An 11,127-nucleotide genomic window follows, 5' to 3' on the forward strand; every position below is an offset into this window, starting at 1 on the left:
TACACATGAACCATCGAACCATGACCATTCAAAAATACAAGTTAATAATAACATGCAAACCCAAATCATGCAAACTCAAATATGGCAAATCCTTTATAAAACGAATAATAAAAACCGACATCAATAATTATTGATATCGGTTAATTACTTGTGCCTAGATGCGGGCAAGAAGACTCGAACTTCCACGGAGATTACCTCTCCACAAGATCCTTAGTCTTGCGCGTCTGCCAATTCCGCCATACCCGCAGTGAACACTTAAATATTGTAGTATTAATTGTCACATTTTGCAAGATCTTATTGACTTAATTGACCCATTTTCATCAAATATTTGCTAATTTTATCTAAATACAGATCCTGAGCTTCTTCGGCAGCTTGAAAAGCAGACTCATCCACTGTCCGATCATCTTTCATACTTTCAATCATGTTTTGACAAGCCTGCGTATAATTCTGTAAAGCCTGAACTAAAGATAAATGAATTCCCATCAATTTTGCAGGTGCTTTGACGGAATGCAACTTTTCTGCCAATTTGCCATAATCATCGGTTCCCCGCTGAAAATCTCCTTGGATTTTTAAATATTCTGAAGATTTCATCGCAGTTAAATTACCAGCCGCCAGCGCTGTTTTAATCTTTTCAAATTTGGGGTTTAAATCATCTTGTATGGACTGCATTTTTTCAATAACATCATTCAAGACGCGAGCATAATTAGCAGCCCGTTGCTGCATACGATTCATTAGCTATTCTCCTTTTTTAAATGTCAAATACGGTATAAGGTAAGCGCCTTTTATGAGCCGTTTTTTGATACCAGGTTTCAATCTGTTGGGCCGCCTGTGCGGAAATCTCCTGACCTTCTAAATAGTTGTCAATGTCCTCATAGCTGACACCCAAAGCCGCTTCATCTGCCAAGCCCGGTCGTTGATCCTCTAAATCCGCTGTCGGTACTTTAGTATAAAGCTGAGATGGTGCCCTTAAAGCTGCCAATAACTGCCGCCCTTGACGCTTATTCAAGCGAAATAAAGGCGTTAAATCTGCAGCACCATCGCCGTATTTTGTATAAAAGCCGGTAACATTTTCCGCGGCGTGGTCGGTACCGACTACACAACCCTTTAAGTCACCAGCAATGGCATACTGAACAATCATACGCTGACGGGCTTTGATATTTCCCTTGTTAAAATCAGAAATTTCTAATTTATTATTTTCAATACTTGCTACGGTCGCATCCACCGCTGGCTTAATATCAACCCGCAGTACTTGATCAGGTTTCATCCAAGATAACGCCGCCAGTGCATCACTTTCATCAGCTTGTTTACCATAGGGTAAACGCACCGCTACAAATTGGTATTGCTGTTGGCCAGTCTTTTGCCGCAACTGCTCAACTGCCAGTTGGCATAAACGTCCGGCCAAAGTAGAATCTTGACCGCCAGAAATACCTAAAACTAAAGTTTGCAAATGATTTTGCAGTAAAAAATCTTGTAAGAAATTCACAGAACGTTTGATTTCTGCCTCGGGATCAATCTGAGGTTTGACTTTTTCATAGTCTATAATTTGTTTTTGTAGTGGCCGCATTTTTAACTTCTCCCTTTAATCGACAGTGCCCATATTTTTAACCCATTGATGAACATATTCAATATAATGCTTTTTATGATCATACAATCTTTGTGATAGATCTACAGGATAATTTTGCGGATTCAGATCACGCTTATATTCATCCCACAAAGAGTCCAAATTTTGCCGACAGTAAGTTCGGATTTGCTCTAAAGATGGTAAATCATAAACCAAATGTCCATTTTCAAAAATTTTTTGTAAAATCGGCCGCGCTTTAAAATCAGTAATAGTCTTACTGATGTAAGTATATTGGGGATGGAACATATGCAATTGTGACAATTTATTCGGTTGCTCATCCTTTAATGTTATATAGTCACCTTCAGATTTATTATCCTTTTTACTGTTTGTGATGCGCCAAACTTGCTTTTGTCCCGGCGTACTAATTTTTTCTACATTACTAGACAATTTTAAAGTATCAAGCATATTACCATAATTATCTTCAATAGCGACCATTTTATAAACAGCACCTAAAGCTGGTTGATTATAACCGGTAATTAAGCGGGTCCCTACACCCCAAGTATCAATCTTGGCTCCCTGCATTTTCAAATTTTGAATGGTAGTTTCATCTAAATCATTCGAAGCCACAATCTTAGTATCAGTATATCCCGCATCATCCAGTTTTTCCCGCACTCTTTTGGAGATATAGGCCATATCCCCCGAATCAATACGAACTCCTTGAAAACTAATCTTATCTCCCATTTCCTTAGCAACCTTAATTGCACTCGGAACACCGCTTTTTAAAGTATCATAGGTATCAACTAAAAAAGTACAGTCATGATGGGTTTGTGCATAGGCTTTAAAAGCATCGTAATCATTCTGATAAAACTGTACTAAAGCGTGAGCATGAGTTCCGGCTACCGGGATCTTGAACAATTTTCCGGCCCGAACATTACTTGTAGCATCAAATCCTGCAATATAAGCAGCTCTAGCGCCCCAGAGACCAGCTTCTAATTCCTGAGCGCGGCGGGATCCAAATTCTAATAAAGTGTCAGTGCCGGCAGCCGATTTAATTCGAGCAGCTTTAGTCGCAATTAAAATTTGATAATTCAAAATACTCAAAACAGCAGTTTCAACTAACGAGCACTGATCTAAGGGACCTTCAACTTGAAAAATCGGCTCGTTGGCAAAAACTAAATCACCTTCTACCACTGAGCGAACATCACAACTAAAGGTAATATTTTTTAAATATTGCAAAAAACCTTCATCAAATTCACCATTTGCTCGTAAATAGTCAATATCACTATCACTAAAATGTAAATTCTGTAAATAAGAAACTATCTGTTGCAAACCGGCAAAAACCGCATAACCGTTTTTAAAAGGATTATGGCGAAAATAACATTCAAAAACTGCCCTTTGCTTATTAATACCCTTCTTCCAATAAGTGTACATCATATTTAAAATATAATAATCCGTATGCAAAGCTAAGCCATCATCTAAATTATTAATTTTCATTTTTATTTCGCTACCTTTTTAATTAAAGACTTTGATAAACATCCATCAAAGCTTGAGATAAACGCTGACTAGAAAAATTCTGAGAACAATATTGATAAAATTTTTGTCCCATTGGTCGTAATTGATCTTCCTGCCATTTTTTATAAGCAGCAACCAAGGCCTCTTTTAATTTATCCGAATTGGCAGGGGGAATTAACCAACCAGTTTCGTCAGAAATCATCTGATCACAAGATCCGACATCTGTAGCAATTGCAGGTATCCCAAAATTAGCGGCCTCCAACAAGACTAAGGGAAAACCTTCTGAATTAGAAGTTAAAATAAACAAATCTGATTTCTGATAGTAAGAAGAGGTATCATCATGGAATCCGGTAAATTCTACTTTTGTTTCTAAGCCCAAGTTTCTGGACAAATCTTGAAGTTGCTTACGAAGTTCTCCGTCACCAACAATTTTAAGACGAAAATCAAAATCTACTTGAGCCAAAGTTTTTAAGAGCAATGCCTGATTCTTAACCGGCGTTAGTCGCGCCACATTAACTAAAGAAAACACATCATGGTGGACAGTTTGCGGCAATTTCTCGGAAAAATCCATTGCATTAAAAATAGACCCCATTCTATTTTTATCAATACCTATTTCTTCTAACACCGGTTGAAATTTGGGTGTTATTAAAATGAAGTGCTCAGCTTTCTTAAGAGCTCGTATATTCATTTGAGTTAACAGCTTACCTTTAATATTATCAGAAAAATCCAATAACGGATTACTATGAATAGTAACAACCCATTTGGTTTTTACTTTTTTAGAGACTAAACTCATAATAAAATTAGCCCGCGGTCCATGTGTATTCACAACATCAATTTTATTATCAACAATAAATTTACGCAAACGATGAACAACTCTTAAATCAAGTCTTCCTTCTTGATTCATAACGGTTGTGGGAATGTTATATTTAGCCGCCCAATCTGCTACAGGACCTTTTTCAAAAACTAATAATTGAACGTCAATATTATTTTTTCTTAACGCTCTGATTAAGTTTATGATAATTGTTCGACCACCGCCATTTTCAGTACCTGCGTTAACCTGTAAAATCTTCATAGGCTTTATTCCTCTCAATCGATTGTTTAAACATCTTATCTATCGTAAACTAAGTATATCAGATAAGGAGTCGAAATTAAATTTGAGTAAAACAGTTACCATCCTCAACCTACCATTTATTAATACTACTAATCAACAATTTCTGCTGGCTTTAACTCAACGTATTCAGCAAAAACAAAACACCTTTATTGTTACCGCTAATCCGGAAATTGCAGTTTATGCATATGATCATCCACAATTTCGTCAGCTGATTGCAGCCGCCGACTATATTACTCCGGACGGAATTGGCATCATTAAAGCTAGTCAGATCATCAAGCAGCCTTTAAAAGAAAGAATCACCGGCTTTGATACTCTGGTTAGTTTGTTGGAGCTTGCTAATCAGCACCAGCTTAAAATTTATTTATTAGGGGCCCAAAAGGCAGTACTTCAAAAAACTGTTGTCAATATTCAAAAAAAATATCCCCACTTAGAAATTGTTGGTGCTCATGACGGGTACTTTACTGATGAAAAAGCCATTAGTGCTGAAATTAAAGCAGCCCAGCCGGATATTGTAGCAGTTGCTTTGGGATATCCCAAGCAAGAACAATTTATTGCCCGCAACCGGCAGTTAGCCCCAGCTGTTTGGATTGGTGTTGGAGGCAGCTTTGATGTTTTATCCGGATCAGTTAAACGGGCTCCCCAGCTTTTTCAAAAGCTCAATTTGGAATGGCTTTATCGTTTTCTGAGTCATCCTTCCCGCCTGAGCCGTTTTAAAAATTTACCACGTTTTATTTATCTAGTTAAACATAACTATAATAAATAATAATGTTCATGTTTATATTACCAAAATAAAAGGAAAAAAGATAAGCAACTTTCAAATAATTAAAACGATTAATAACTCATAAGAGATTATTAATCGTTTTATTATTTACGTTGAATAAACGCCGATTAATAGCAGGTTGCTTGACCAAATAAGCCACAATCATGCTAAAGTAGATACTTACAGCCGGGGCATTCAACACGTGTCCCGCCAAAAGTGACATAAAAATTCCAATAGCCACTGCCACATAAAAAAGCAAGTTATCCTGCACCATATCACTGGTAAAATAGCGGAAAAATTCAAACACTAAATATACTATCGCCACTAATAAAGGTAAAATAATGACAACAAAACCAATAATTCCAAACTGGAAAAAGAGATCAAACCAATCCATTTCCACCGTTCGCGGGTGTTTACGGTAATTACTGCCATAACCCATGCCAAATAATTTTTGCGATAAGGGGGCTTTCTTAAAATTCTGACTATTAAATACAAAATAATTGGTACGACCACTTAACAGCTTGGCCAATAAAGGATTGCCTAATTCTTGATTCTTTAACAAAAATTTTTCATAATGATCCAATTTTTTATGATGCTTTTTTCGGTGTAATAATCTTAACTTATTGATTTGATTTTCTTTAATGATTTTCGCCTGAATCACACCATTGTTACGTACCGGCGATAATGGATAAGTTCCAGCTATTCCTACAGTAATTAAACACAACAACATAAAATTAATCATCAAATTACGCTTAATTTTATGTGTGTTTGCCTTGCGCTTATAAAAAATAAATTGGTAAATAAAAGCAAAGACCAAACCAATAATCATCCCGTAGAAACAACTTTTAGTTCCCACCATAATTACCGAGACTGCTGCTAAAGCAACTCCCAGCCAACTCCAATAACGGCCTGTTTGCTGACTACTCTGAAAAGCATACAAAATAACTAAGGGAAAAGTAATAGCTAAAATAGCTCCTAGTTCGTTACCAGCATTAAACCAACCAGTTTGGCCTAATTTACCTTGCGGATAAGTGGAAAAACCAGTCCGGGTAACAGCTGCCAAAAGCATGACTGCATTAATAATCATCTCTGCCCAGTAAACTATGCGCGGCAGCAATTGCTGAATCTGATTTTTAGTTAAATTACAAAAAACATAATAAAAACCTATTAAAATAACAAGGTAATGAACACTTTTAAACAGCGCTGCTACTTCTGTAAAAGTAGCAAATACAGGCTTATTTAATTTGTTAACAATTAAATTAATAAGCAACACGATTGCTAGTAAAATAAAATAAATCTGGACATAACGATCGATGGGGCGACTACGTTGTTTAATTGATAAATAAATAAAATAGAGAATAACGACTAACATTATTGCCCGCACAACAACGCCTACTGTTAGGCCAAAATGGGGCATCAACCGCGTTTGCCAACCAGTCAAAACATCAAGCACCGGTTGCATAAGAATATAAATTAGTAACATCACACTAAATTTAGCTGTATCAATTGTTTTCAAAATATAAAACTCCAGTTATCTTTCTAAATAAAATTCAAAACGTTCACCGGCATATTGAGCCCGAACATATTCAAAGGGGCGACCATTATCCAACATTGTAACTTGTCGTAAACGCAAGATGGATGCACCCCTTTTAATTCTTAATAAATCTGAAACTTTTTCTGAAGCCAGCATAGCAGAAACTGTCTGAAAAGCATGGCCTAAATGGTAGCCATTTTTTTCCAATGCGTGATATAAAGAGCGAACAATCTCTGGGCGACTAATAGGAGCAATAATATCAGCCGGAATGGAAGTAATATCAAAGCAAATAGGAACTCCATCGGCTAAACGAATTCTTTCCATACGCAAAATCTTAATTTTAGAATCTAACTGTAACTGCTCTTTTTCACTAGAAGTGGGATCAGTCAGATAATAAGAAACCAGCTTACTTGATGGCTTTTTGCCCTGCGACAGCATAATATCAGTAAAGCTAGTCGTTCCTGACATCTTTTCTTGAACTTTGCGACTAGCAATATACGTGCCTGAACCCAGTTTTCGGTGCAAAATCCCCTCATCTACCAACGTTTGAATAGCTTGACGAATCGTCATTCTGCTGACCTGAAATTGTTGAGCCAAATCCCGCTCAGAAGGAATCCGTTGACCAATATGCCACTTATTAGCAGCAATATCTTGCCGAATTTGGTTATGAATACGGACGTAAATAGGCTCTTTCAACACGCAGTCTCCTTTAATACCTCTCAAACATTAACTTGCCGTAGATATCATTATTTTAATTGAATTATTAAAATAAGTCGACCTTTTAGTAATAAAAAAGCTGAAACTTCCGTTTCAGCTAAATATTGGGTTAGCTGGATTCGAACCAGCGCATAATGGAGTCAAAGTCCATTGCCTTACCACTTGGCTATAACCCATTCATAAAGGGCGGTATATGAGACTCGAACTCATGTATGCCGGTGCCACAAACCGGTGTGTTAACCAGCTTCACCAATACCGCCACCAAGACAAGAATTATACATTCAATCCATAACTGTTTGAAAGGTCTTGAAAAGTTATCCTTGCCCAACTCTCAATGGAAGGGAGTGGATTCGAACCACCGAACCCGAAGGAGCGGATTTACAGTCCGCCGCGTTTAGCCAGACTTCGCTACCCTTCCTGAATACTAACTTAAGAACAATAAATATAATAATAAATTTATGACCATTTTGCAAGCCCTAATTTAAAATTCTTAAGTAGTATTTTGATTTAATTAACTCCGGCCATCAATTTTTCAATTCTTGGAGTAATTAATAACAGAATAATTGCAAACACGATAGCAACAATTCCCACTACGCCAAAATATGCCATTTGATGCCCTGGATAAAATTGAACCACCTTCGCATTGATTGCTTGTCCCGCAGCATCAGCTAAGAACCACATACTCATCATTTCTGAAGAAAATGCTTTAGGTGCTAATTTTGTTGTGACAGAAAGTCCAATAGGAGAAATCAACATTTCCCCAATTTCAATAATTCCCCAAGTTAAAACTAACCACCAAGGATTAACCTTATTACCATGACTGGTCATGATCGGAATCAAAAGTACTAAATAAGAAAAACCGGTAATCATTAAACCTAACCAGAATTTAGCTGGCGAAGATGGCTGCTTTTGGCCTAATTTTGTCCACAACCAAGCAAAAATTGGAGTATACAAAACAATAAACAACGGATTCAACGATTGGAACCAGCTAGGAACTAACTTATCTAAATGAAAACCGAGAAAATTAATATTTACATTTAATTGAGTATTATTGGCTACAAATAAACCTAAAACTGTGGAGCCCTGCTCTTCAATTGCCCAAAAAATAACTGCAGCAATAAATAAAGTAATATAAGCCCGCACTCTAGATTTTTCAATTTTAGTAACCTTTTTACTCGATAAAATAATCACGAAATAAGCAATTGGTAAAGCAACACCCAAAAATGTGAATAACGAAATAATATTTTTAATATTCACTGCATGCATCGCCAGCAAAATTACAAAAATAACGGCAATACCAACGACACACCAAAGAACCCGCTTAATGAAAGTTCTCAATTCCGCTGCTGATAGCGGATCAGGTGCTTGCAAACTATTATCGGGTAAATATTTTTTACCTTGAAAATAATAAGTAACTAAACCAAAGAACATTCCAACTGCAGCTAGAGAAAAACCTACATGAAAATTAAAAGACTTCCAAGCCTGACCAACAATAATAGGGGCTAATAAGGAACCAAAATTTATTCCCATTACAAAAATACTGAAACCCGCATCACGCCGAGGATCATTTTCACTATACAAGCCGCCGACCATTTCTGACACATTGGGTTTTAATAAGCCGGTTCCAATGGTAATAAATAAAATGGAAAGATATAAAGTCGGCTGTCCCATCGGCAGAGATAAGAAAATATGACCAAACATAATTAAGACGCCGCCCCAAAAAACAGTACGGCGACTTCCTAGGATACGATCACTAATAAATCCTCCTAAAACACTCGTCATATAAACTAAAGAACCATAAATGGACATAATAGAAACTGCGGTTACTTGATCAAATCCTAATCCCCCTTGACTAACCGCATAATACATATAGTATAGCAAAATCGCACGCATACCATAATAACTGAATCTTTCCCAAAATTCAGTCATAAATAAGGTCGACAAACCATAAGGTTGGCCGAAGAATTTTTTTTCTTTTCCTTTAGTAGACATTCACACTTCTCCTAAAACTAAATAGTATCTTCTAATTCTAATATTTATTAGAATAAAAGTCAAAAATCACTCTACATTTAATTAAGCCATCCCCAAGTTGACAACTCCCAGCTTCTTTTAGCAGTGCCTGATACATAAGGATTTCCGGCAACATAAAAACGTAACGGACGATTTTGCCAAGCACCGGCACTGACATTAACCCGTGGTGCAGCAATAATACGACGGGGCTCTTTTTTACGCTGAGGTGAGACACTTAACGGCGATTGTGACAATAATTGTTGATTCAATGCAAAAGAATTGATACCTAAAGCGGCCATTAATTTACCTGGGCCATTAGTCAGATTATAGCCATTTAAATGGCGATTCTGTTCCATAATTTTTTCTCCTTGTGTAGGTTGTAATGCGCGAATCAGAATCCCCTGCGGCTCTCCGGCTGCTTGAGTTGCAATATCAAACATATAATGTCCATAAATTGAATAAATATAAATCGTTCCTGCAGGGCCATACAAGGCCTCATTACTGGGACTGCGGCGACCTTGAAAGGAGTGAGCCGCTGAATCTTTGATACCCATATACGACTCGGCTTCAACAATTAAGCCACCGACCACTCCTTTTGGAGATTGGTATAATAATTCATGTCCCAACAAGTTTTGCGTAATTATATCGGTAGTTGCCTTAGCAAAAAAATTTTCAATAGTCATGTTATCTTCCTTTAATGATGATAAAATTAAGAATGGTGATGAAATTATGAGATTACAATTAGAGCGTATCTATCAGCAGCCCCAAAATACTGCTGGCTATCGGATTTTAGTTGATCGTCTTTGGCCGCGGGGAATTTCCAAAGTGAATGCTCATTTAGATTATTGGTTTAAAGATATTGCTCCCAGTAACGAATTGCGCAGTTGGTTTAATCATGAACCCCAAAAATTTCCCATATTTGCTGAAAAATATAACTTGGAGTTACAAGCCAACCCCAAAACTTCCCAATTTATACAGTTAGTTCAACAGCATTTAAAAACTGAAGATGTAATTTTACTTTATGGTGCCAAAGATCAACAACATAATCAAGCTGTAGTTCTTTATAATTTTGTTAAACAACAATTAAAGTAGGTGCTTCGATGAAAATTATCAGTACTAGATCCCTTAATTCAACTATTTATCAAGATAGTTTAAAAATTCGGCAAAAAGTTTTCGTCCAAGAACAACATGTTCCTAACGATCTGGAGATCGATGAACACGAAAATGACTGCTGCTATTACGTACTCTATAATGAGAAACTTCCTTTAGCCACTGCGCGCACTTATGTCACGAGTGATGGAGGCTGGCATATTCAAAGAGTAGCCGTTTTACAGCCTTATCGTCAGCAAGGATATGCTCGGCAAGTATTGAAATATATTGAGCAACAGGCCTTAAAACAGCAGATACCTTATTTAGTTTTAGGAGCCCAGGATCAAGCCCAAGGATTTTATCTTAAATTAGGTTTTAAAGTCAATGGTCCTCAATATTTAGATGCTGGGATTAAACACCACGAAATGATTAAATCTTTACCAAAATAGTCATTAATAAATAAAAAAGCTGGAATATCATAGATAATCCGGCTTTTACTTTTTATTTATTACTAGACCAATAAAAACAGATAAATAATCATAATTCTTTTTTAAGACTAATAAAAATAAAGCCACATTTTCCTAAGAAATAGGAAAATGTGGCTGTGAAATCCCAATAAAGAGTGGGGAGATGTACATAAAAATGTACACTGCAATTCTACAAAAAAACAGAGAAGTAAGCAAAAGAACTGCAACAAAAATCTGCAACAAATAAATTATGCCAGCTGCAGGGCTCGAACCTGTGACCCCCGGATTACGACACCGATGCTCTACCAACTGAGCTAAGCTGGCTCAAACTAAAATTACAAAAAAAGCCGGAAACCCGACCTTGCC

The 11,127-nt window shown here is 36.7% G+C and carries 11 protein-coding genes and 5 tRNA genes; 3 read left to right on the forward strand and 13 right to left on the reverse strand.

The annotated features are described in order from the left end of the window. Positions 1-159 precede the first annotated feature (159 nt). From JG29_RS06355 to JG29_RS06375, 5 genes are all read right to left on the reverse strand, one after another. Positions 160-246, reverse strand: a tRNA-Leu gene (locus JG29_RS06355). Between the two features lie 48 nt (positions 247-294). Beyond that, a complete protein-coding gene (locus JG29_RS06360; RefSeq protein WP_045923116.1) occupies positions 295-732 on the reverse strand; it encodes a hypothetical protein in 438 nt (145 codons plus the stop codon). Between the two features lie 16 nt (positions 733-748). Beyond that, complete coding sequence (nadE, locus tag JG29_RS06365; RefSeq protein ID WP_045923117.1) at positions 749-1,564, reverse strand: ammonia-dependent NAD(+) synthetase; 816 nt, start codon at positions 1,562-1,564, stop codon at positions 749-751. A 15-nt stretch (positions 1,565-1,579) separates the two neighbouring features. Beyond that, the gene (locus JG29_RS06370) at positions 1,580-3,055 is read right to left on the reverse strand and encodes a nicotinate phosphoribosyltransferase (RefSeq protein ID WP_045923118.1); all 1,476 of its coding nucleotides are present in this window, start codon (positions 3,053-3,055) and stop codon (positions 1,580-1,582) included. A gap of 22 nt (positions 3,056-3,077) precedes the next feature. Further along, positions 3,078-4,145: a glycosyltransferase gene (locus JG29_RS06375; protein ID WP_045923119.1), complete on the reverse strand. Its 1,068-nt coding sequence runs from the start codon at positions 4,143-4,145 to the stop codon at positions 3,078-3,080. A gap of 82 nt (positions 4,146-4,227) precedes the next feature. On the opposite strand from JG29_RS06375, the gene JG29_RS06380 reads away from it, so the two are divergent. Further along, complete coding sequence (locus JG29_RS06380; RefSeq protein WP_045923120.1) at positions 4,228-4,947, forward strand: WecB/TagA/CpsF family glycosyltransferase; 720 nt, start codon at positions 4,228-4,230, stop codon at positions 4,945-4,947. Between the two features lie 76 nt (positions 4,948-5,023). On the opposite strand, the gene JG29_RS06385 is transcribed toward JG29_RS06380, so the two are convergent. From JG29_RS06385 to JG29_RS06415, 7 genes are all read right to left on the reverse strand, one after another. Beyond that, positions 5,024-6,460, reverse strand: a complete 1,437-nt coding sequence (locus JG29_RS06385) for an O-antigen ligase family protein (RefSeq protein ID WP_045923121.1) — start codon at positions 6,458-6,460, stop codon at positions 5,024-5,026. 15 nt (positions 6,461-6,475) lie between these two features. Continuing rightward, on the reverse strand, positions 6,476-7,174 hold the full coding sequence (locus JG29_RS06390) for a GntR family transcriptional regulator (protein ID WP_045923122.1): 699 nt from the start codon (positions 7,172-7,174) through the stop codon (positions 6,476-6,478). Positions 7,175-7,299: 125 nt separating this feature from the next. Further along, positions 7,300-7,371: transfer RNA gene (locus JG29_RS06395), tRNA-Gln, on the reverse strand. Positions 7,372-7,380: 9 nt separating this feature from the next. Then, positions 7,381-7,454: transfer RNA gene (locus tag JG29_RS06400), tRNA-His, on the reverse strand. A 76-nt stretch (positions 7,455-7,530) separates the two neighbouring features. Beyond that, a tRNA-Tyr gene (locus JG29_RS06405) sits at positions 7,531-7,613 on the reverse strand. 89 nt (positions 7,614-7,702) lie between these two features. Then, entirely contained in the window at positions 7,703-9,187 is a 1,485-nt protein-coding gene (locus tag JG29_RS06410) for a peptide MFS transporter (RefSeq protein ID WP_045923123.1), read from the reverse strand. A gap of 77 nt (positions 9,188-9,264) precedes the next feature. Beyond that, a complete protein-coding gene (locus JG29_RS06415) occupies positions 9,265-9,888 on the reverse strand; it encodes a DNA-3-methyladenine glycosylase (protein ID WP_045923124.1) in 624 nt (207 codons plus the stop codon). Positions 9,889-9,934: 46 nt separating this feature from the next. Here JG29_RS06415 and JG29_RS06420 point away from each other — a divergent pair, with 46 nt between their 5' ends. Further along, positions 9,935-10,297, forward strand: a complete 363-nt coding sequence (locus JG29_RS06420; protein ID WP_045923431.1) for a DUF488 domain-containing protein — start codon at positions 9,935-9,937, stop codon at positions 10,295-10,297. 8 nt (positions 10,298-10,305) lie between these two features. Then, on the forward strand, positions 10,306-10,743 hold the full coding sequence (locus tag JG29_RS06425) for a GNAT family N-acetyltransferase (RefSeq protein ID WP_045923125.1): 438 nt from the start codon (positions 10,306-10,308) through the stop codon (positions 10,741-10,743). A gap of 269 nt (positions 10,744-11,012) precedes the next feature. Here the strand turns inward: JG29_RS06425 and JG29_RS06430 are convergent. Beyond that, positions 11,013-11,085 (reverse strand) — tRNA-Thr (locus JG29_RS06430). Positions 11,086-11,127 lie beyond the last annotated feature (42 nt).

This window comes from Bombilactobacillus mellis (genome assembly GCF_000967245.1).
GTDB classification, from domain to species: domain Bacteria; phylum Bacillota; class Bacilli; order Lactobacillales; family Lactobacillaceae; genus Bombilactobacillus; species Bombilactobacillus mellis.

Coding starts and splice junctions, on each gene's coding strand:
- JG29_RS06360 (WP_045923116.1), bottom strand. CDS start 732: ATGAATCGTATGCAGCAACGGGCTGCTAATTATGCTCGCGTCTTGAAT.
- nadE (WP_045923117.1), bottom strand. CDS start 1,564: ATGCGGCCACTACAAAAACAAATTATAGACTATGAAAAAGTCAAACCT.
- JG29_RS06370 (WP_045923118.1), bottom strand. CDS start 3,055: ATGAAAATTAATAATTTAGATGATGGCTTAGCTTTGCATACGGATTAT.
- JG29_RS06375 (WP_045923119.1), bottom strand. CDS start 4,145: ATGAAGATTTTACAGGTTAACGCAGGTACTGAAAATGGCGGTGGTCGA.
- JG29_RS06410 (WP_045923123.1), bottom strand. CDS start 9,187: ATGTCTACTAAAGGAAAAGAAAAAAAATTCTTCGGCCAACCTTATGGT.
- JG29_RS06415 (WP_045923124.1), bottom strand. CDS start 9,888: ATGACTATTGAAAATTTTTTTGCTAAGGCAACTACCGATATAATTACG.
- JG29_RS06420 (WP_045923431.1), top strand. CDS start 9,935: ATGAGATTACAATTAGAGCGTATCTATCAGCAGCCCCAAAATACTGCT.
- JG29_RS06425 (WP_045923125.1), top strand. CDS start 10,306: ATGAAAATTATCAGTACTAGATCCCTTAATTCAACTATTTATCAAGAT.